Below are 18,674 nucleotides of genomic sequence, written 5' to 3'. Positions count from 1 at the left end.
CGACGCGCCGCCGCCAGGCGCCGCACCGGTCCTCACGGCTAGTCCTGGTCGTCGCCCACGTAGGCGTCCTCGACCGCGTCGAAGAACGCGTCCGCGAGCTCCTGGAAGCCGTCGCGGTCGAGGCGGATCGCATCGCCCGGGTCGATTCCCAGCACCGTGCTCCCGGCGTCGAGCCCCGAGCCTTCGGGCGGCTCGAAGCGTCCCCCGTTGCCGTTGAGCGCGGCCACCACGGCGCGCAGCTCCGCGAGCGGCCCCGGGCCGTCGGGGGCGATCGCCGGGTCGCGGTACGCGAACATCCCCTCGAGCTGGCCGGCCATCGCGTTGAAGTACTCGTCCTCGATGTCCTGGATCGAGCCGTCCATCGAGCCGTCCGTGGGCGCCTGCGCGCGGAGCAGGTCGAACGCGGCGACCTGCGCCTCGATGCGCCACCGGCACGAGGCGATGTAGTCGCCGCTGTACGAGTCCTGCTGCTCCATGAAGGACCTCCCTCGCCCAGTATGCTCACGCGGCCCGGGGTGCGCGACACCCGGGGCGCGTCAGGCGGTGCTCCCCCGCCGCGGCCCTCGGGGTCAGGGCTGGGCGGAGCGGTCCTCGAGCTGCTGCGCGAGGATGTCCTCGGCCGCCCGCACCCGCGTCTCCTTCTCGAGCTCCGCCGGGGTGGGGTAGCGCACGCGGACGAACGGCCGGCTCAGCTGGTAGCTCACGGTGAGCCGCGAGTCGCGGACCACCCAGGCGGCCGCCCCGAGCGACACGGCGAGCGCCCCGACGGCGCCGACGCCGATCGACCAGCGAGGGCCCGCGTGCTCGCCGATCCAGCCGACCACGGGCGAGCCGATGGGGGTCGCCCCCATGAGCACCATCATGTAGAGCGCCATGACGCGGCCGCGCATGCGCGGCGACGTGGTGGTCTGGACCGTCGCGTTCGCCGACGTCAGCATCGTGAGCGCGGTGAAGCCCACCGGCACGCACGTCACCAGGTAGACCTCGTACGTGGGGGACAGCGCCATGAGCGTCGCCGAGACGCCGAACGCGAAGGCCGCTCCCACGACGAGCCGCAGCCGTGGCCGTCTGCGACGCGCCGCGAGCAGCGCGCCTCCGAGCGAGCCGATCGCTGTCACCGAGCCGACCAGCCCGTAGGCGCCGGCGCCCTTGTCGAACGCGTTGGCCGCCATGAGAGCGCTGGTCATCTGGAAGTTCAGGCCCACGGCCGACACGACGCCGACCACCACCAGGATGACGATGATGTCGGGCCGCCGTCGCACGTACTTGACGCCCTCGCGCAGCTGTCCGCGGCCGCGGGCGACCCGCTCCTGGCGCTGCAGCTCCCCGCCGCGCATGATGGCGAGCGCGATGATGGTCGCCGCGTAGGAGACGGCATTCAGCACGAAGACCCAGCCGCTGCCGATCACGGCGATGAGCAGCCCCGCGAGTCCCGGGCCGATGAGCCGGGCGGCGTTGAAGGACGCGCTGTTGAGCCCCACCGCGTTGGGCAGGCTGGCCGGCGGCACCAGGTCGGAGACGAACGTCTGACGCGCGGGGCCGTCGAAGGCGGACACGATGCCCAGCAGGAACGCGAAGACGTAGACGTGCCACAGGTCGACGTGGCCCAGCAGGGTCATCGCGCCGAGCGCGAGGCTCAGCACGCCCTGCCCCAGCTGCGTGATGACCAGCAGCTTGCGATGGTCCATGCGGTCCGCGACCACGCCCGCCCAGGCCGAGAGCAGCAGGAAGGGGAGGAACTGGAGCGCGGTGGTGATGCCGACCGCCGTGCCCGAGTTGTCGCTCAGGACCGTGAGCACCAGCCAGTCCTGCGCGACCCGCTGCATCCAGGTGCCGATGTTCGACACGAGCGCGCCTGCGAACCACAGGCGGTAGTTGAAGAAGCGCAGCGAGGCGAAGGTCTGTGACATGCCACCTGTTCAACCGGCTGACGCGGGCGGTTCTTCCGCGGCGTCGCATCGGCACGTGCGCCTTCCTCACCCTACGCCCGTCCTGGCAGCGGCTTGACGGCGGGCGAGGCGTGGCGCACCCTGGTGCGGGTGCGCCGCGAGGGTCGGCGCCGAGGAGGAACGTTGGAGCTCTAGGGACGCCGGACCACGAGTCTGGCCACAGGTCGCCTGCACCTTCCAGACCCCTCGGAGCTCCCTATGCCCTCGCTCACGTTCTCGCACGTCTCCTTCGCGTGGCCCGACGGCCGCGCGCTCTTCGCCGACCTCGCGCTCGCGGTGCCGCCCGGCGTCACCGCCGTCATCGGACGCAACGGGATCGGCAAGTCCACGCTGGTGAGGCTCGCTCTCGGAGAGCTGGCCCCGACCACCGGCGCCGTGGTCCGTCCCGCGTCGATCTCGCATGTCCCGCAGCACGTGACGCTCGCGACCGGTGCGACGGTCGCCGACGTGCTCGGCATCGCCGAGCGTCGCGCCGCGCTGCACGCGATCCTCGAGGGCTCGACCGATCCTGCGCATCACGAGGCGCTCGCGGACGACTGGACGGTCGAGGAGCGCGCGGCCGCGATGCTCGGGGCGCTGCGGATCCCTGCCGAGCTCGACCGGCCCGTAGGCGGGCTCAGCGGCGGCGAGGCGGTGCTCCTCGCGGTCGCCGCGGCGCTGCTCGCGCGGCCCGGGCTGCTGGTGCTCGACGAGCCGACCAACAACCTCGACGCGCAGGCCCGCGCCGCGCTCGCGGACCAGCTGCGTGCGCGCGAGGGCGCGACGCTGGTGGTGAGCCACGACCGCACGCTCCTCGCCGGCGTCGACCGCATCGTCGAGCTCCGCGAGCGCGAGGACCGCACCGTCGATGCGCTGACGTTCGGAGGCGGCATCGAGGCCTTCGAGGAGGCTCGCGGGGTCGAGCACGCCGCGGCCGCGCAGGCGGTCACGGCGGCGGCCGCCACGGTCGCCCGCCAGTCCCGCGCGCTCGCCGCGCACGTCGAGGGCGCGGGCCGCAAGCGCCGCGCCGGGGAGAAGGCACGCGCGGAGCGCCGCGTGGTGGGCCTCGCGGCGGATGCGAAGCAGCAGCAGGCGGAGCGCACCGACGCGAGGGTGAGGAAGGTCCACCAGCAGCGGCTGGCCGAGGCGCGCAGCAGGCTGGACGACGCCCCTGCTGCCATCGCGCGCGACCGCGCGATCCGCATCGACCTCCCGGGCACCGAGGTCCCCGCGCGCAGGCTGGTGCTCGAGGCCGAGGCGCTCACGACGCGCACCGGCGCGACGCTCGATGCGATCGTGCGCGGCCCCGAGCGCATCCACCTCGCGGGACGCAACGGCGCGGGCAAGAGCACGCTCGTGGCGACCCTGCTGGGGGACCTCGCGCCCGAGCGCGGGACGGCGCGCGTGGGGGTGCCCGTCGGCATCCTCCCGCAGCGCCTGCTGGGGCTCGACGAGGCGGCGACCGTGCTGGAGAACGTGCGCCGGCGTGCGCCCGGTGCGGCGCCGCAGGAGATCCGCGACCTGCTGGGACGGTTCCGCTTCCGTGGCGCGAGCGCCGAGGCTCCGGTCGGGACGCTGTCCGGAGGCGAACGGTTCCGCGCGTTCCTCGCGTGCGTCCTGCTCGCGCGTCCGGAGCCTCAGCTCCTGGTGCTCGACGAGCCGACCAACTCGCTCGACCTCGACTCGCAGGCGGAGCTCGTCGAGGCCCTCGCCGGATATCGCGGCGCGCTCGTCGTGGCGAGCCACGATGCGGCGTTCGTCGAGGCGATCTCGCCCACGCGGGAGTGGTCGGTCTCGCCAGGGGAGCCCGTGCGCGACCGGGCGGTCGGGTGACCGGGATCCTCAGGCCCCAGCGGCGCCGAGCTCCTCGAGCTGCTCGGCGCTGAGCGCGACGTCGATCGCCTCGGCGCACTCGAGGTACTGGTCGAAGGTGCGCGCGCCCACGAGCGGCAGCACGGTGGGCGACTCCTGGGCGAGCAGCCACGCGAGGACCACCTGGTTGCCGGTCGCGCCGGTCGCGGCGGCGACGCGGTCCACGGCGGCGAGCCGCGCCTTCGCGTCGGGGCCCGCATACGCACCCATCGCCCAGAAGGCGGGGTCGCGCCGCTCGGGTGCGGAGAACAGGCCCTTGAGCACGGGCGAGTAGGCGACCAGCTGGAGGTCGGGGTGCTCCGCGAGGTAGTCCTGCTGCTCGGAGCTCACGATGCTGCGGCTGTCGAGCCCCGCGCGCGGACGCAGGTAGCTGTGCTGCTGCTGGACCGCGACGGGCTGAGGCCAGCCTTCGGACTCGCACAGCGCGCGGATCTCCGCGAGGCGCCACGCCGGCACGTTCGACCAGCCGTACGAGCCCACCAGGCCCGCCTCGGCCGCGCTCGCGAGGAACCCGAGCGTCTCGCGCAGCGGCGTCCGGCGGTCGTCGACGTGGACGTAGTACAGGTCCACCGCGTCGAGCCCGAGCCTCCCCAGGGACCCCGCGAGGGAGTCGCGCAGGGTGCTCGCACCCGCCCCCACGTAGCGCGTCCGGGCCACGTCCCAGTCGGCGGCGCCGTCGACGAAGACCCCGTCGACGCTCGAGAGCATGCCCGATCCCTTGGTCGCGAGGTGCACGCTCGGGCGCGCCCCGGAGTCCGCGAGCCACTGGCCCAGGAGGCGTTCGGAATGGCCGCCCATCGAACCCTCGTCCTCCCACCAGCAGTAGCAGTCGGCGGTGTCGATCATGCCGGGCACCGCCGCGCCGTCCGGAGCGGCGAAGCGTGGCACCACCTCGGTGACGAAGTGGTCGAGGATGCGCCGCGACTCGTCCTCGGGGGTCCTGGTGCCCATGAGCATCGCCCCCACGCCGAGCGGCGCGACATGGAGGCCCGAGACGCCCAGCCGGCGTGCGGTGCGGATCTCATCAGTCGAGGTCATGCTGTCGACGCTACGTCGGTGCGTGCGCGGGCGCGCGGTGGGACGATGCAGGGGAGGGTCCCGCGCACGGCGCGCGCCTCGAGGAGGTATGCCATGAGGTACCTGCTGCTGGTCTGCACCGAGGAGATCGACGACCCCGCGGACGGCCCGGACGACATCGATCGCTGGGTGTCGACCCATGACGCGAGCGGCGCACGCGTGTGGGGCGACCGCCTGGTCGACGTCTCCGAGTCGCGCGTGGTCCGGGTGCGTCACGGCGGCACCACCGTGGTCCCCGGTGCCCTGCATCGCGACTTCGCGGCGATCGCGGGGATCGACATCCTGGAGTGCGACTCGTTGGACCAGGCGATCGCGATCGCGATCGACCACCCGATGGCGCGTCACGGGGTGCTCGAGGTGCGCCCGTTCTACGACTGGGACGGCGAGGCCTGACCCTGCCGTACGCGCGGCGCGAGCCGCCCGATAGCCTGGCGGCATGACCGATCTCCTGGTGCTCGGCGGCACCGCCTGGCTCGGCCGCGAGATCGCGACCCAGGCGGTCGCGCGCGGGTGGGATGTCACGTGCCTCGCGCGCGGCGAGTCCGGCATCGTGGCCCCCGGGGCCACGCTCGCGACCGCCGATCGCGACCGGCGCGACGCCTACCGCGAGGTCGCGGGACGCGACTGGGACGCGGTCGTGGAGGTGAGCTGGCAGCCGCGCCATGTGCGCGAGGCCGCCCAGGCGCTCGCGGGGCGCGCGCTGCATTGGACCTACGTCTCCTCGGTCGCGGCGTACGCGCCGAGCCGCGAGCTGATCGCGGAGGACGCGCCTCTGCGGGAGCCGGCGGGCCCGGACGAGCGCGTCGACGGCTCGCGCTACGACGCCGCGAAGGTGCGCTGCGAGCTGGACACCCTGGTGGAGGCGCCCGAGGCGCTGCTGGTGCGGGCGGGCGTGATCATCGGCCCGGGCGACCCGACGGAGCGCTTCGCGTACTGGCCGCGTCGGGCGGCGCAGGCGGGGTCGGGCCCGATGCTGGTGCCTGCCGCGCCCGCGCATCCGTGGCAGCTCGTCGATGTGCGCGATCTCGCGGCATGGAACCTCGACGCGATCGAGGCGGGCGTCGCGGGTCCGTTCAACGTGGTGGGCGAGCAGCGCGAGCTCGCGTACGTGGTCGAGCTCGCGCGCGAGGTCGCCGCCGCCGTGGGTCCGCAGGTCGACGTCGACGGCTCCTGGCTGGTCGAGCACGGCGTCGCGCCGTGGAAGGGCCCGGGCTCGCTTCCCCTGTGGGTGCCCGACGACGGCGGTGCGGCGCGGACGGGCTACCACTCGGGGGCGCGGTTCTCCGCGACGGGCGGCCGCCGCCGCTCGCTCATGGAGTCCATCCGCGACATCCTTGCCGAGGAGCGGGCGCTGGGACTCGACCGGCACGTGGAGGGCGGTCTCACGCGCGAGCGCGAGCTCGCGCTGCTCGAGGAGTGGGGGCGGCGGGGAGCCTAGGAGGCGCCCCCGGCCACCGCATCGTCCACCTGCGGGACGGCGCCCGTCGCGCTCTGGCGTCCCGCGCCCAGGTAGAGGAAGGTCGACCCGGGCATGGGGAGGAACCGCTGATCGGGCGAGACGAGCCGGAACGCGCCCGAGGCGTCGATCGCGCCGACCGGGATCGCCTCGGCGTCGCCGCCGAAGCGCTGCGCGAGCTCGCGCAGCCCGTACTGCTTGGTGAGGTGGGTCGCGTGGATGCGCCACCCGTCTGCGACGCGGGCGTCGAGCGTCGCGAGGTCGGTCCTGCCGTCGAACGCGTAGGAGGCGCGACGCTCGAACGTGAGGGCGCGGCGCTCACCGGTCCCCTCCGCGGGAGCGAGCTGGAACGAGCGGTGGAAGCCGTACTCGGTGCCCAGGCTGCGCGCGACCAGGGCGTTGTAGTAGTCGTTGTCGGTGGCCGCGAGGACGTGGCTCACGCCGGACTCGGCGAGCGCATCGTCCGCGTGCTCGGACAGCACCTCGCCGAAGTAGGTGCGCACGCCCGCCATGCGCATCGGTTGGAGGCTCTGGTAGCGGCCGTCGGCGACGGTGACCTGGATACCGCGCTTGGTGAGGGCCTCCGCCAGCTCGAGCGCGAATCGTGAGGCCCCGACCAGCAGCAGGCCGTTGCGGGCGCCCGTGGTCAGCCCGAGCCGCCGCGCGAGCGGGGCCAGGGTGAAGCCGTGCGCGACCACCGTGACGATGATCACCAGGAAGACCGTGGGCACCAGCTGCGCGCCGTCGGGGTAGCCCGCCTCGACCATCGCGGGCCCGAAGGAGCCGGCGGTGGCGGCGGCAACGATGCCGCGCGGCGCGATCCAGGCGAGCAGCCGACGGTCGGGGTCAGGCACGTCGGAGCGGATGGTGACCAGCCAGATGGTCGCGGGGCGCACCACGAACATGAGGGCCGCGACGAAGGCGACGATGCGCCAGTCGAGCGCGCGCAGGTCGTCCGCCGTGAGGGTGGCCGGGATGACGATGAACAGCGAGCTCACCAGGACCACCGTGAGCCCCTCCTTGAAGTGCAGCAGCTGCTCGCGCTCCGCCAGGCGCATGTTGCCCAGCACCAGGCCCATCGCGGTGACGGCCAACAGCCCCGTCTCGTCCTGGAGCCGGTTGCCCAGCCCCGCGACCAGCAGGACCGCGACAAGCAGCAGGGGCGACTTGAGATGCGCGGGGACCCATCCCCGGCGGAACGAGACGCCGAGCAGGAGGCCCACGCCCGCACCCAGGCCGCCCCCCACCACCACCGCGTACAGGACCCCGCCCAGGATCGAGCCGACGCCGCCCTCGGACAGGGCGAACAGCTGGAAGGTGAGGAAGGCGAGCGTGACGCCGATGGGGTCGTTGACGATGCCTTCCCACTTCAGCAGCGCGGCGGAGTCGCGCCGCAGGCCGGCCTGACGCAGCAGCGGCGCGATCACCGTGGGCCCGGTGACCACCAGGATCGCGCCCAGCACCAGCGCGACGGGCCAGTCGAAGCCGCCGATCCAGTGCGCGGCGCCGGCCGTGAGCGCCATGGCGACCGGTGGTCCGGGGATGGTGAGCCGTCGGATGCCCTTGCCGACGCGCCGGAACTCGGCGAAGCGCAGGCTCATGCCGCCCTCGAACAGGATGACCGCGACGCCCAGCCCGATGAGCTCGGAGAGCTGCTCGGGCTCGAGATCCACCGTCACCAGCCCCGTGAAGGGGCCCATGGTGAGACCGACCGCGATGAGGATCACGATGGCGGGGATCCGCAGGCGTGCGGCGAGCAGCTGCGAGGCCAGTCCGGCCACGAGGACCAGCACCAGGCTGGTGGCGAGCGTCATGAGCCGATGCTAGAGGCGGACGTGCGGTCGCGTCAGTCCCAGAACCCCTGGTGCGGGACGGCCGCCTCGTCCTCGAGGAGCGGCCCCGTGACCGCGATCTCCCGTGCGCCGGCACCGAGCACCGTGCGGCACGGCAGCGCGAGCGTCGGGTTCTCGTCGTGCGCGCCGGTCATCGCGAGCAGGCCCGTCTCCGCGAGGCCGTACACGACCGCACCGATGCCCGACCAGTAGATCGCGCCCGAGCACATCGCGCACGGCTCGCAGCTGGTCACCAGGGTGCACCCGGCGAGCTCGTCCGGATCGAGCTGGTTGCTCGCGAGCCTCACGAGGTTGGTCTCGGCGTGGCCCGTGGCGTCGCGGTGGGTCACCACCGTGTTCTCCGCCTCGAGGACGATGCGTCCCTCGGCGTCGACCAGCACGGCGCCGAACGGGTGGTTGCCGTGGTCGCGCGCGGACTGCGAGACGGCGATCGCGCGGCGCAGGTGCTCGAGGTGGTCGGTCATGCCGCCAGCGTAGGTGCGCCGCGCGGGACGCGCCTAGGCTGGTGGGCGCTTCCGAACGTCAGGAGACATCATGACCTTGCCCACCATCACCCGCGACGCCAGCGGCGCGCCCAGCATCGACTTCGCCGGGGCGGAGAAGCCCGAGGGCCTCGTCGTCGAGGTCCACGAGGCGGGCACCGGTCCCGCCGTGGCCGAGGGCCAGCACATCACCGTCCACTACAGCGGCTGGCTGTGGGACGGCGCGAAGTTCGACTCGTCGTGGGACCGCGGCGAGTCCATCTCGTTCCCCATCGCGTACGGCTCGCTCATCGACGGCTGGGTCGACGGCATCGTGGGTCAGCCCGTGGGCTCGAAGCTGCTGCTGGTGGTCCCGCCGGAGTCCGGCTACGGCTTCCGCCCCATGGGCCCCATCCCGGCGGGCTCGACGCTCGTCTTCACGGTGGACGTCCTCGAGGCCCGCTGACCACTCCCTGACAGTCGCAACGGATCTCGCGGCGACACGCCGCAAAAAAGGGACGATGCCCGGGTTCGGCTCGGCGTGTCGGGACCGGCTCCGTTGCGACTGTCAGGAGCGGGGGGGGTCAGGTACGCGCGAAGGCCTCGATGTCCTCCGCGAACTCGCGTGCCGCATCGTCCGACACCGTCGTCCGGGTCTCCGAGGCCGCGGCGAGGTAGTCGAGGGTGCCGGGGCCGTCGTCGTCCCCGCCGTCCACCGCCGACTCGAGCGCGGACTGGTTCGCGCGCCGCGCGGCGAACTCGATGTCCGCGGGCGTGAAGCCCGCCGAGGCCTCGACCAGCGCGCTCACCGAGACCCCCGCGGCCGCCGGAGGGATGAAGCGCGACCAGATCGCCGCGCGCGCCTCCGCGTCGGGCAGGCCGATCGGGATGACGTAGTCGAAGCGGCCGTGGCGCAGGAACGCGCTGTCGAGCGAGCGGATGAAGTTGGTGGCGCACACCAGCAGCCGGTCGGGCCGCTCGCGGAACGCGGGGATGAGCTTGAGCAGTTCGTTGGTGACGCCCTGGAGGGGCGACGGCGGGTCGCCCCGGCGGTGCGAGGCGATCTCCTCGACCTCGTCGATGAGCACCACCGCATGCTCGAGCTCCGCGATCCTGTGGAAGGTGTCCCGCAGCGCTCCCGCGAGGCCGCCGGGATCCGCCGCGAGCCGTGACGGGAACACCTCGACGAACGACCAGTCCAGCCGTGAGGCGATCGCCTTGGCGAACGTGGTCTTGCCGGTGCCCGGCGGGCCGAACATCACCACCGCACGCGGCGGGGCGACCCCGTAGCGGTCCGCGAGCGCGGGCTCCGCAAGGGGCAGCACCAGGCGCTTCTCGATCAGCTCCTTCTCGCGCCGCATGCCCGCGACGGACTCCCAGAGGCCGCGGGGGAGCACCCGCCCGCCCAGGTCCTCGAGCAGCGCCATCTCCTCGCGCTGCACGCGGATGCGCCGTTCGAGGTAGCGCACGGCCTTCTTCTCGGCGAAGCCCGCATCGCGGAAGGCGTCGAGGTGGGTCTGCTCCGCGGGCACCAGCGCGGACAGCGTGCTGGGTCCCGCCTCGGCGACGCGCGACTCGACCGCCGCGAGAAGGCCGGGGCCGATGCCCTGGCCGTGCCACGCATCGTCCACGCCGTGGAACACCACCCAGGCCTGGTTGTGCGCGCGCCGGGCGACGGCGGCGCCCACGATCTCCTCGCTCGCGGTCGCGACCACCGCGATGTCCTCCGTCGCGGAGGTCAGCACCTCGGCCAGCGCGTACACCGGCTCGACGCCTCGGGTGCGCGACGCCTCCCACAGGCGCACCACCGCCTCGAGGTCCTCGGCATGCGCGTCCCGGATCCGCCACGTGGACATGTCGCCTCCTTGCACGTCGGTGTACCGGGGCCGACTCCGACGGTACCCCAGGGGGGTATCGCGCGCCCGGTCGGGACGCTCGCCGTCCTTGTGTCGCGCGACGACGCCGGCGACCCGTGTCCCTCGCGGCGTCAGATCATCCCGAACGTCGCGAACAGCGCTACCGCAACCACCGCGGAGGTGCCTGCCGCAGCCGTACGTGACGTCCAGGTCGCGAGGCGACTCGCCGAGGTCCATGCGAGCAGGGCGACGCCGAGCCCGAGCTGGGTCCACCAGTAGCCCGCGGGGGTGGTGTCGGAGATGCGCAGCAGCCCGTGGAGCGCCTCGCCTGCGGCGATCCCGGGCAGCCAGCCGGCCGCCGTCGCGCGCAGCCACGCGGGGCGTCCCGCGCCGTTGCGCAGCAGCCAGGTCGCGGCGCCCGTCGCGCCGCCGATCAGGATCCCCGCAGTGCACCACAGCGCGACGTAGGACATGCTCACGCCATAGCCGCGCGCGTGGGACGTGGCGTAGTAGGCCGCCATGGCGGCGGGTCCGGCCGCCGCCCCTAGCGCGACGGCTCCCCGGAGCTGTCGCGCGGCGAGGGACGCCGCGCCTGCCAGGGCGACCACCGGCGTCGCCGAGTTCGGAAGCGGGCTGAGGGCCTCGGGGAGCACGGTCTGTCCGAAGGACATGAGGATGCCTGCGAGCACGCATCCCGCTATCGAGAAGGTGCTGCGCGCGTACCAACCCATGATGGGGCGCCCTGGCCGCGCGTCAGCCGAGCCTGAGCTGGACCGCTTCGCTGACGGCGTCGGCGAAGAACCCCGGAAGCGGGGACTGATCGTTGGCCGACGTGACCCAGTAGCGTCCCGTGAGCGTCCCGTAGTCGTTGAAGTCGGCCTCGGCCGTCCATGTCGAGACGCCGGAGTTGGACCGGATGCGCAGCGTCACGGCGAGTCCGCTGATGTCGAACGAGCTCAGCCGCGGCACCCTGGACGCAGCCGCAGCGACCAGCCTCTCGAAGTCGTGGCGCGGGAGGCGATCGTCGAACGCGACCGGTGTGCCCTTGCGGCGCCGTGTCTCCGCCGCGTCCTTCAGCAGGAGCGCCGCCACCGTGCCTGCGGCTGCGACCACCCCGCCTGCGATCAGCTTGTCCAGCAACCCCATGGCGACCCCCTCCGGCCTCTTTGCTCCGCAGCGTAGTCGGCGTCCCGCGTGGCCACGCCGCGCAACCGCACCCCTCAACGCGAGCGGCGGCGCGGACGCAGGACTTGCATCCTCGACGTGCCCGGCGTAACGTGCAACCAAATGGTTGTAGATGAGCTCTCACAAGCCGACGTGGACCGGATCTTCCACGCGCTGGCAGACGCGACCCGCCGCGACATCGTGCGGCGGACGCTCACCAAGGAGGCCTCGGTCACGGAGCTGGCCCAGGCCTACGACATGTCCTTCGCCGCGGTGCAGAAGCACGTGGCGGTCCTGGAAGGGGCCGGGCTCGTGAGCAAGAGGTCGCGAGGCCGCGAGCGCATCGTCCGCGGCGATGCCGCGCAGATCGCGCGCGCCCGCTCCCTCCTCGCCCAGCTCGAGGAGCTGTGGCGCTCGCGGTTCGGCCGGCTCGATGCCGTGCTTGCGAACCCGGACGCCCCCGCACCTCCCCCTGCCTGAAGTCCTCGCCACACGCCGTCCCCAAGGAGCAGCCATGCCTCTCACCTCTGTCGCCTCCGACCCCGAGGCCCTCACCATCACCGTCGTCGGCGAGTACGCCGTGCCCGTCGAGCGGCTGTTCGCCGCGTACCTCGACCCCCGCCAGCTCGAGCGGTTCTGGGGCCCCGTCGAGTGGCCCGCGACCTTCTCGCGGCACGATGCCGCCCCCGGCGGCCGCTCCGAGTACTTCATGACCGGGCCCGACGGCGAGCGCAGCGCCGGCTACTGGAAGTGGCTCGCCGTCGATGCTCCGCGCTCGTTCGAGGTCGAGGACGGCTTCGCGAACGAGGACGGCACCGACAACACCGAGCTGCCCGCCATGCGGATGGTCTTCACCTTCGAGCCGCTGCCCGAGGGTTCGCGCTTCACGTCCGTCACGCACTTCGGCTCGCTCGAGGCGCTCCAGACCGTGGTCGACATGGGTATGGAGGAGGGCCTGCGCTCCGCGATGTCGCAGATGGACGCGGTGCTCGCGGACCTCGAGTCCTTCGCGGCGGGCCGCGCCGTCGAGGCCCAGCTCCTGTCCGACACCAAGGTCCGCGTGAGCCGTGTCATCCGTGGCACGGTCGAGCAGGTCTGGCGTGCCCACCACGACGCCGACCTCATGAGGCGCTGGCTCCTGGGCCCGGACGGCTGGACGATGCCCGTGTGCGAGGTCGCCGAGAACGTGGGCGACACCTACCGCTACGAGTGGGCGCCGACCGTGGGCGGGCCCGCGGACGGGGCGCCGCCGTTCGGCTTCACGGGCGAGCTGCTCGAGTCCGCCTCCCCGTACCGCGAGGTCACCACGGAGAACATGATCGGGATGGAGGGGCCGGGCACCACCAACGAGCTCACCTTGACGCCGGTCGAGGGTGGCACGCTCCTGAGCCTGGTCATCACCTATCCCAGCCAGGAGCTGCGCGACATCGTGCTCGGCACGGGCATGACGGACGGCATGGAGACCAGCTACGCGAGGCTCGAGTCCGAGCTGGTCGGCGCCTAGCGGCGCGCGATCACCGCGACGGCGCCGAGCTCCTCGTCGTGCTCGACGTCGGCCGCGAAGCCCGCAGCGGCCGCCGCCGCGAGCGTGAGCGCGGCGAGGGCCTCGCTCGTCTCGATGATCGCGACGCCGCCCGCGCGCAGCAGCCGGGCCGATGCCGCCAGCACCGCCCTCTGCAGCGCGGCCCCGTCGGGCCCGCCGTCGAGCGCGAGCCGCGGCTCGTGGTCGCGCGCCTCGCGGGGCATGAGGGCGATCTGCGCGGTCGGCACGTACGGGGGGCATGCGGTCACCGTGTCCACGCGCCCCGCCAGATCGGGCAGCGCGCCGTCCATGTCGGACACGAGGCACGATGCGCCGAGCGGCGCGAGCGTGCGGCTCGCGAGGACGACGGCGGCCGGGTCCACGTCCGCGGCGGTCACCGCGAGGTCGGGGCGCGCGTGGGCGACCGCGGCCGCGATGGCGCCGGCGCCGCAGCAGAGGTCGACCACCCTCCCGCCGGGAGGCGTCAGCGAGGTCGCGAGGCGCGCCACGAGCTCCGTGCGCCGGCGCGGCACGAACACGCCGGGCGCGATCGGGATGCGAAGACCGGCGAACCACGCCCAGCCGACCACCACCTCGAGCGGCTCGCCGGAGATCCGCCGCCGCACCAGCGACTCGTGGGCGCGCGGATCGTCGCCTGCGGCCTCGGCGATCAGCCGCGCCTCCTCCTCGGCGAACACGCAGCCCGCCGCACGTAGCCGCGCCGCCGCCTCCTCCAGCGTCACGCTCGCACGCTACCCCTCTCCGGTTGCGCTCGGCGGGAGGCGAGGGACACTGGCAGGCATGGACCCGGACCAGCTCGACCCTGCCCACGAGGGGCACGTCCTCTCGCCCGACGACGGCGACTACCTGCGCTTCGAGCGCACCTTCTCCAGCCCGCCGGCCGAGGTGTGGGCGGCCCTCACCGACCCCGACCGCAACGCGGCATGGGGATTCCGCACGGCCTTCGAGCCGCGCGCAGGCGGGGCGGTGACCATGTCCGACGGCGGCGCGGGCGAGGTGCTCGCGTGGGACGAGCAGCATGCGCTCGAGTACGCCTGGGACGGCTACGGCGGGCGATGGCATGTGCGCATCGCGCTCGCGGAGCTGCATGACGGCGCGGCGCTGACCTTCGACCACGTCGCGCCCGACCCCAACAGCCCCGACATCGCGGCGGGCTGGCACTGGCACCTCGACAGGCTCGAGCTGCACCTGGGAGGTGGGACGCCGCCCGCGGTGGACTCCGACGCGCACTTCGAGGAGCTCCAGCGCCTGTACGCGCACGCCGAGGGCTGAAGCGCGCACCGGCGGCTGCGAAGGCTCAGTCGAGGCGCGCCCGGGCGAACGCCCGCACCGACGCCCACGCGGTGAACGCAGCGAAGGCGACGGCGAGCACCAGCGAGCCCGGCCCGATCGCGGAAGCCTCCTCCGGGCCGCCCGCGCCCGCCCACATCGCGGGGGCGATGAACGGGACCCACGCTCCGACGCCGATCATCGCGAGGATCTGGCTCGCGGCCGTCACCGCGATGATCGCCCCGGCCGCTCCGAGGTAGCCCCGCGAACGCACCGCGACCCACGCGAAGCCGAGCGCGAGCGTCGCCATCATCAGCCCTGCGGCCCAGACTCGGACCAGCTGCGCCGCGACCGCTCCGGTGAACGATCCTCGGTCCACGGCGGCGAGCGCCGCAGCCGTCAGCGCCATCGCGAGCGTGAGGCAGGTGGCGGCCCAGGCGGCGATCACCAGGAGCTTCGCCCGAGCGATCTGCGCGCGGCTCACCGGCAGCGCGAACAGCGAGCCGATGGTCCCGTCGGCCCACTCGCGGCCCACGAGCCAGGCCACCGCGAAACCGACGCCGATGAGCGCGACCACCGCCACGACCTGTCCGGCGAGCCCCGCGACGGTCTCTCCGAACGGGCCGTCGCGGTACGGCGCGAGCTTGGCCGCGGACGGTCCCGCGGCGTCCGCCGTGCGTGCGAGGGCGACCATGCCCACCGACATCAGCGGAGGGAAGGCCGTCAGCAGGACGGTCGCGAGCCGCGCCGTGAGCGAGCGGGAGAAGGTGGCGACCTGGAGGTCGAGCGCCGTCCTCATGCGCGTACCTCCGCGGGGGTGCGGGCTTCCGCGCTACGAGCGGCGTCCCACGCGCGGACCATCTCGAAGAACCGGTGCTCGAGGTCCGCCTGGCCGGGCTCCAGCGCGCCGACCACGCGCCCGGCGTGGATCACGGTGATGCGGTGGGCGATGCGCGAGACCTCGTCGAGATGGTGGCTCGACACGAGCACGCCCGCGCCCCGCGCGGCTGCCGCGACGATCATGTCGCGGAGCAGGAGCACGCCCGCGGGGTCGAGCGCGTTCGTCGGCTCGTCGAGGACCAGCAGATCGGGGTCGTGCGCCGCCGCGCAGGCGAGCCCGAGCCTCTGCCGATTGCCGAGCGACAGCCCGCGCGCCCGGCGGGCGGCCCAGGGTTGGAGCTCGAGGCGCGCGATCCAGGACGATGCGGCGCTCGCGGCCGCGTCGCGCCCCAGCCCGTGCAGCCGGGCGGCGTGCACGATGTTCTGGTGCACGGTGAGCTCGGGGTAGCCGAACGGCTGGTCGATGACCAGGCCGAGCCGCGCGAGCAGCTCGGGGCCGGCGGCGTCGACGGGCGCGCCGAGGACGCGTGCCTCGCCCGCGTCGAGCCTGGTCTGCCCCGCGATCGCCTTCATGGCGGTCGTCTTGCCCGCGCCGTTGAGCCCGATGATCGCGTGGATCTCTCCCGGGGCAACGGTGAGCGAGAGCCCGTCGAGCGCGCGCAGGTCCCCGTAGGTCCGCACCGCGCCGGCGATCTCCAGCGCGCTCACGGCGTCGCTCGCGCGAAGGCCGGGACCTGTGCCTCGGCGAGCGCAGGCACCACGGTGGTCATCGCCGTGCTCACGAGCTCGCCGAGGGTGCGCGTCGACCCGTCGGTGGCCCAGCCGAGCAGCACGGCGGTGACCGCCGCGAGGCAGGCCGCGGCGGCGATGCGCATGGCGGGCTCGTCCCCGGCGGTCGCGGCGGCCTCGACGATCGCCCGTTCGGTGGCGGCCGTGTTGGCCGCCATGCCCGCCTGCAGGTCGGGTTCGCGCGCCGCGATGGCGATCGCGCGGCGCGCCTGCGCGGTGGGCTCCTGGTCGAGCAGCGGGGCGAGCGAGACCAGCCCCCGCGCGATCCTCTCGATCGGGGGCATGCCGGTCGGCTGCGCGGCGACGGCGGCGGCGATGACGGGGTCGAACGGGTCGTCGAGCAGCACCCGCTCCTTGGTGGGGAAGTGGCGGAAGAAGGTCATGTGGCTGACGCCCGCGGCCGCCGCGATCTCCTCGACGGTCACCGCGCGGTAGCCGCGCTCCTCGAACAGGTCGAGCGCGGCGGACTGGAGGCGGGCCCTGGTGGCCTCGGCACGGGTGGTCATGCCTCAAATGTTAGTCACTAACATCTGTTGCGCAAGCGGGGCGCGCGCTACCGTCGCCGGATGAGCGATTACCAGGTATTGGAGATGGGCGCGCTCGACGGTTGGCGCGATCACCACGGCGGCTTCCAGCCGCACACGCAGCGCGATGGCCGCCGCGTGGTCGATCACGAGCTGACGATGCAGTACATCGGCATGACCGCCAACGCCTTCGTCCCTGGCGAGGAGGCCGGCTACTGGCACACCCATGCGGCGATCGAGGAGCTCTACGTCTTCCTCGCGGGCCGCGGCCAGATGGCGCTCGACGGCGACATCGTGGACGTGGGCCCGGGCACCGCGGTGCGCGTGGGCCAGGGCGTCTGGCGCACGTGGCGCTGCATGCCCGACAGCCCGGAGCCGATGCGGTGGTTCTGCATCCGCGCGGGCGGCGGCGAGCTTCCCCGCCTGCCGGACGATGCGACGCGCGACGAGGGCCGCCCCTCGCCCTGGTGACGCGATCCGCCCGCCGCCGTGCCGGCGACGGGCGGATGCGTGCGGCTCCTCTCAGGCGGGCACCAGGACCGCGGGGGTCCCGGCCGTGGCCGGCGTGGGCGTCCCGCCGAGCTCGACGCGGCGCGACGGCAGCAGCGTCGCGACGACGGTGGTGACCGCCAGGATCGCCGCGCCCCACAGCATCGCGGTCTGCGCGGCGTCGGTGTAGCCGGTCGGGCTGAGCTCGCCGCCTACCCCGGTGAAGATCGCCGTCAGGGTCGCGATGCCCAGCGCGACGCCGATCTCCCGGACGGTCGCGTTGGTGCCCGAGGCCTTCGCGTGGTCCTCGTCGCGCATGCGGGCCAGGACCGCCGTCGCGAGCGGCGCGAACACCAGGCCCATGCCCACGCCGCATGCGACGAACCCGGGCACCAGTCGCGCGTAGGCGACGTCGGGGTCGAGCGACAGCCCGATCCACGCGAGGCCGGCCGCCTGCAGCCCCACCCCGCCCGTGATGAGCGCACGGGTTCCCACGCGCGGCGCGATGAACCCGGTGAGCGGCGCGACGAACAGCGGCGCCATGGTCCACGGCATGGTCATCACGCCGGCCTCGAGGGGCGACCTGCCCTGCACCACCTGCATGAACTGGATGAGGATGAAGACCGCGCCGAAGATCCCGATCGAGAACATGAGCCCCACGGCGTTCGCCACGGAGAAGGACCGGTCGCGGAACAGGGACAGCGGCAGCAGCGCGTCGCGGCGCCCGCGCTCCCACGCGAGGAAGCCGAGCAGCAGGGCCCCGCCGCCGATCAGACCGGCGAGGACCTGCGCCGAGGTCCAGCCCGCATCGTTCCCGCGGACGATCCCGAAGACCAGGCCGAACACCGCACCCATCCCGAGCGCGAGACCCACGAGGTCGAGCTTCGCGGCGTCGCCCCGGGCCTCGGTCAGGTACGCGCGGACCAGCGCCAGGGCCACCACGCCCACGGGCACGTTGAGCCAGAAGATCGCGTGCCAGGTGAGGCCCTCGACCACCGCTCCGCCGATGAGCGGCCCCACGGCCACGCCCAGGCCGGCCACGCCGCCCCAGATGCCGATCGCCATGGGCCGCATCCTGGCTGAGACGTTGGTCGACAGGATCGCGAGCGACAGCGGCATGAGCGCCGCGCCGCCGATGCCTTGCAGCACGCGGGCCGCGATGAGCGCCTCGGCGCTCGGGGCGAGCGCGCACAGGATCGAGGCGACCGTGAAGAGCGCGATCCCGCTGGAGAACACGCGGCGACGCCCGAACCTGTCGCCGAGCGCCACGGCCATGAGGATCATGCTCGCGAACGCGAGCGAGTAGCCGTTGATGAACCACTGGAGCTGCTCGAGCGAGGCGTCGAGGTCGGTGGCGAGCACCGGCAACGCATTGGTGACGACGAGGTTGTCGAGGCTCGCCATGAAGGCCGGGATCGACGCCGCGAGGATCACCAGGCCCAGCGGCGACCGGCGTGTGGTGGATGGCATGTTCCCTCCCCGGAAGTCTGTGGAGCCATCGTGAGTAATCAATTGATTACTACGCCTCGCACCCTAAGTAATCGGCTGATAAC

Annotated in this window: 21 protein-coding genes; 8 read left to right on the top strand and 13 right to left on the bottom strand. The window is 73.5% G+C overall.

What is annotated here, in order from left to right:
* Positions 1-38: 38 nt before the first annotated feature.
* Both AOM00_RS13815 and AOM00_RS13810 read right to left on the bottom strand, forming a co-directional pair.
* Positions 39-476: a hypothetical protein gene (locus tag AOM00_RS13815; RefSeq protein ID WP_062518352.1), complete on the bottom strand. Its 438-nt coding sequence runs from the start codon at positions 474-476 to the stop codon at positions 39-41.
* 93 nt (positions 477-569) lie between these two features.
* The gene (locus AOM00_RS13810; protein WP_062518351.1) at positions 570-1,910 is read right to left on the bottom strand and encodes an MFS transporter; all 1,341 of its coding nucleotides are present in this window, start codon (positions 1,908-1,910) and stop codon (positions 570-572) included.
* Positions 1,911-2,147: 237 nt separating this feature from the next.
* On the opposite strand from AOM00_RS13810, the gene AOM00_RS13805 reads away from it, so the two are divergent.
* Positions 2,148-3,761 carry an ABC-F family ATP-binding cassette domain-containing protein gene (locus AOM00_RS13805; protein WP_062518350.1) on the top strand — a complete coding sequence of 538 codons (1,614 nt, stop codon included), beginning with the start codon at positions 2,148-2,150 and terminating at the stop codon, positions 3,759-3,761.
* Between the two features lie 9 nt (positions 3,762-3,770).
* On the opposite strand, the gene AOM00_RS13800 is transcribed toward AOM00_RS13805, so the two are convergent.
* Positions 3,771-4,838 (bottom strand): aldo/keto reductase, encoded by a 1,068-nt coding sequence (locus AOM00_RS13800; protein ID WP_062518349.1) that lies wholly within the window; start codon positions 4,836-4,838, stop codon positions 3,771-3,773.
* A gap of 93 nt (positions 4,839-4,931) precedes the next feature.
* On the opposite strand from AOM00_RS13800, the gene AOM00_RS13795 reads away from it, so the two are divergent.
* Together AOM00_RS13795 and AOM00_RS13790 are read left to right on the top strand one after the other, a co-directional pair.
* Positions 4,932-5,270 carry a YciI family protein gene (locus AOM00_RS13795; RefSeq protein ID WP_062518348.1) on the top strand — a complete coding sequence of 113 codons (339 nt, stop codon included), beginning with the start codon at positions 4,932-4,934 and terminating at the stop codon, positions 5,268-5,270.
* A gap of 43 nt (positions 5,271-5,313) precedes the next feature.
* A complete protein-coding gene (locus AOM00_RS13790) occupies positions 5,314-6,315 on the top strand; it encodes an NAD-dependent epimerase/dehydratase family protein (RefSeq protein WP_062518347.1) in 1,002 nt (333 codons plus the stop codon).
* On the opposite strand, the gene AOM00_RS13785 is transcribed toward AOM00_RS13790, so the two are convergent.
* Together AOM00_RS13785 and AOM00_RS13780 are read right to left on the bottom strand one after the other, a co-directional pair.
* Entirely contained in the window at positions 6,312-8,147 is a 1,836-nt protein-coding gene (locus tag AOM00_RS13785; protein WP_062518346.1) for a cation:proton antiporter, read from the bottom strand. The genes AOM00_RS13790 and AOM00_RS13785 overlap by 4 nt on opposite strands.
* A gap of 32 nt (positions 8,148-8,179) precedes the next feature.
* Positions 8,180-8,650 carry a nucleoside deaminase gene (locus AOM00_RS13780; protein WP_062518345.1) on the bottom strand — a complete coding sequence of 157 codons (471 nt, stop codon included), beginning with the start codon at positions 8,648-8,650 and terminating at the stop codon, positions 8,180-8,182.
* A gap of 70 nt (positions 8,651-8,720) precedes the next feature.
* On the opposite strand from AOM00_RS13780, the gene AOM00_RS13775 reads away from it, so the two are divergent.
* The gene (locus AOM00_RS13775; protein WP_062518344.1) at positions 8,721-9,113 is read left to right on the top strand and encodes an FKBP-type peptidyl-prolyl cis-trans isomerase; all 393 of its coding nucleotides are present in this window, start codon (positions 8,721-8,723) and stop codon (positions 9,111-9,113) included.
* Between the two features lie 118 nt (positions 9,114-9,231).
* Here the strand turns inward: AOM00_RS13775 and AOM00_RS13770 are convergent, their stop codons facing one another.
* From AOM00_RS13770 to AOM00_RS13760, 3 genes are all read right to left on the bottom strand, one after another.
* Positions 9,232-10,503 (bottom strand): ATP-binding protein, encoded by a 1,272-nt coding sequence (locus AOM00_RS13770; protein ID WP_062518343.1) that lies wholly within the window; start codon positions 10,501-10,503, stop codon positions 9,232-9,234.
* Between the two features lie 131 nt (positions 10,504-10,634).
* Positions 10,635-11,234, bottom strand: a complete 600-nt coding sequence (locus AOM00_RS13765; RefSeq protein WP_156159186.1) for a DUF6518 family protein — start codon at positions 11,232-11,234, stop codon at positions 10,635-10,637.
* 22 nt (positions 11,235-11,256) lie between these two features.
* Positions 11,257-11,649, bottom strand: coding sequence for a hypothetical protein (locus AOM00_RS13760; RefSeq protein ID WP_062518341.1), 393 nt, complete (start codon positions 11,647-11,649; stop codon positions 11,257-11,259).
* 141 nt (positions 11,650-11,790) lie between these two features.
* Here AOM00_RS13760 and AOM00_RS13755 point away from each other — a divergent pair, with 141 nt between their 5' ends.
* The gene (locus tag AOM00_RS13755; protein WP_062518340.1) at positions 11,791-12,147 is read left to right on the top strand and encodes an ArsR/SmtB family transcription factor; all 357 of its coding nucleotides are present in this window, start codon (positions 11,791-11,793) and stop codon (positions 12,145-12,147) included.
* Positions 12,148-12,181: 34 nt separating this feature from the next.
* Positions 12,182-13,171, top strand: coding sequence for an SRPBCC family protein (locus AOM00_RS13750; protein ID WP_062518339.1), 990 nt, complete (start codon positions 12,182-12,184; stop codon positions 13,169-13,171).
* Here the strand turns inward: AOM00_RS13750 and AOM00_RS13745 are convergent.
* Positions 13,168-13,932: a putative protein N(5)-glutamine methyltransferase gene (locus AOM00_RS13745; protein WP_062518338.1), complete on the bottom strand. Its 765-nt coding sequence runs from the start codon at positions 13,930-13,932 to the stop codon at positions 13,168-13,170. The genes AOM00_RS13750 and AOM00_RS13745 overlap by 4 nt on opposite strands.
* Before the next feature lie 58 nt (positions 13,933-13,990).
* Here AOM00_RS13745 and AOM00_RS13740 point away from each other — a divergent pair, with 58 nt between their 5' ends.
* Entirely contained in the window at positions 13,991-14,482 is a 492-nt protein-coding gene (locus tag AOM00_RS13740) for an SRPBCC family protein (protein ID WP_062518337.1), read from the top strand.
* A gap of 25 nt (positions 14,483-14,507) precedes the next feature.
* On the opposite strand, the gene AOM00_RS13735 is transcribed toward AOM00_RS13740, so the two are convergent.
* From AOM00_RS13735 to AOM00_RS13725, 3 genes are read right to left on the bottom strand one after another with little or no spacing between them, the layout of a single operon-like run.
* Entirely contained in the window at positions 14,508-15,278 is a 771-nt protein-coding gene (locus tag AOM00_RS13735) for an ABC transporter permease (RefSeq protein ID WP_062518336.1), read from the bottom strand.
* A complete protein-coding gene (locus AOM00_RS13730) occupies positions 15,275-16,027 on the bottom strand; it encodes an ABC transporter ATP-binding protein (RefSeq protein WP_062518335.1) in 753 nt (250 codons plus the stop codon). Before AOM00_RS13730 ends, AOM00_RS13735 begins: the two co-directional genes overlap by 4 nt.
* A complete protein-coding gene (locus AOM00_RS13725; RefSeq protein ID WP_082097086.1) occupies positions 16,024-16,614 on the bottom strand; it encodes a TetR/AcrR family transcriptional regulator in 591 nt (196 codons plus the stop codon). The genes AOM00_RS13730 and AOM00_RS13725 overlap by 4 nt, the downstream gene beginning before the upstream one ends.
* A gap of 60 nt (positions 16,615-16,674) precedes the next feature.
* Between AOM00_RS13725 and AOM00_RS13720 the strand changes: the two genes are divergently transcribed.
* Positions 16,675-17,103: a cupin domain-containing protein gene (locus tag AOM00_RS13720; protein WP_062518334.1), complete on the top strand. Its 429-nt coding sequence runs from the start codon at positions 16,675-16,677 to the stop codon at positions 17,101-17,103.
* A gap of 51 nt (positions 17,104-17,154) precedes the next feature.
* Here AOM00_RS13720 and AOM00_RS13715 read toward each other — a convergent pair whose 3' ends face one another.
* Entirely contained in the window at positions 17,155-18,591 is a 1,437-nt protein-coding gene (locus AOM00_RS13715) for an MFS transporter (RefSeq protein WP_062518333.1), read from the bottom strand.
* Positions 18,592-18,674: the final 83 nt, after the last annotated feature.

Source organism: Demequina gelatinilytica (assembly GCF_000971115.1).
Lineage (GTDB): Bacteria > Actinomycetota > Actinomycetes > Actinomycetales > Demequinaceae > Demequina > Demequina gelatinilytica.
Note: the sequence above shows the minus strand (reverse complement) of the source record. Positions and strands in the feature narration are given on the sequence as shown.

Coding starts and splice junctions, on each gene's coding strand:
- AOM00_RS13725 (WP_082097086.1), bottom strand. CDS start 16,614: ATGACCACCCGTGCCGAGGCCACCAGGGCCCGCCTCCAGTCCGCCGCG.
- AOM00_RS13815 (WP_062518352.1), bottom strand. CDS start 476: ATGGAGCAGCAGGACTCGTACAGCGGCGACTACATCGCCTCGTGCCGG.
- AOM00_RS13800 (WP_062518349.1), bottom strand. CDS start 4,838: ATGACCTCGACTGATGAGATCCGCACCGCACGCCGGCTGGGCGTCTCG.
- AOM00_RS13760 (WP_062518341.1), bottom strand. CDS start 11,649: ATGGGGTTGCTGGACAAGCTGATCGCAGGCGGGGTGGTCGCAGCCGCA.
- AOM00_RS13810 (WP_062518351.1), bottom strand. CDS start 1,910: ATGTCACAGACCTTCGCCTCGCTGCGCTTCTTCAACTACCGCCTGTGG.
- AOM00_RS13785 (WP_062518346.1), bottom strand. CDS start 8,147: ATGACGCTCGCCACCAGCCTGGTGCTGGTCCTCGTGGCCGGACTGGCC.
- AOM00_RS13715 (WP_062518333.1), bottom strand. CDS start 18,591: ATGCCATCCACCACACGCCGGTCGCCGCTGGGCCTGGTGATCCTCGCG.
- AOM00_RS13805 (WP_062518350.1), top strand. CDS start 2,148: ATGCCCTCGCTCACGTTCTCGCACGTCTCCTTCGCGTGGCCCGACGGC.
- AOM00_RS13755 (WP_062518340.1), top strand. CDS start 11,791: ATGGTTGTAGATGAGCTCTCACAAGCCGACGTGGACCGGATCTTCCAC.
- AOM00_RS13740 (WP_062518337.1), top strand. CDS start 13,991: ATGGACCCGGACCAGCTCGACCCTGCCCACGAGGGGCACGTCCTCTCG.
- AOM00_RS13750 (WP_062518339.1), top strand. CDS start 12,182: ATGCCTCTCACCTCTGTCGCCTCCGACCCCGAGGCCCTCACCATCACC.
- AOM00_RS13775 (WP_062518344.1), top strand. CDS start 8,721: ATGACCTTGCCCACCATCACCCGCGACGCCAGCGGCGCGCCCAGCATC.
- AOM00_RS13770 (WP_062518343.1), bottom strand. CDS start 10,503: ATGTCCACGTGGCGGATCCGGGACGCGCATGCCGAGGACCTCGAGGCG.
- AOM00_RS13735 (WP_062518336.1), bottom strand. CDS start 15,278: ATGAGGACGGCGCTCGACCTCCAGGTCGCCACCTTCTCCCGCTCGCTC.
- AOM00_RS13780 (WP_062518345.1), bottom strand. CDS start 8,650: ATGACCGACCACCTCGAGCACCTGCGCCGCGCGATCGCCGTCTCGCAG.
- AOM00_RS13795 (WP_062518348.1), top strand. CDS start 4,932: ATGAGGTACCTGCTGCTGGTCTGCACCGAGGAGATCGACGACCCCGCG.
- AOM00_RS13765 (WP_156159186.1), bottom strand. CDS start 11,234: ATGGGTTGGTACGCGCGCAGCACCTTCTCGATAGCGGGATGCGTGCTC.
- AOM00_RS13720 (WP_062518334.1), top strand. CDS start 16,675: ATGAGCGATTACCAGGTATTGGAGATGGGCGCGCTCGACGGTTGGCGC.
- AOM00_RS13790 (WP_062518347.1), top strand. CDS start 5,314: ATGACCGATCTCCTGGTGCTCGGCGGCACCGCCTGGCTCGGCCGCGAG.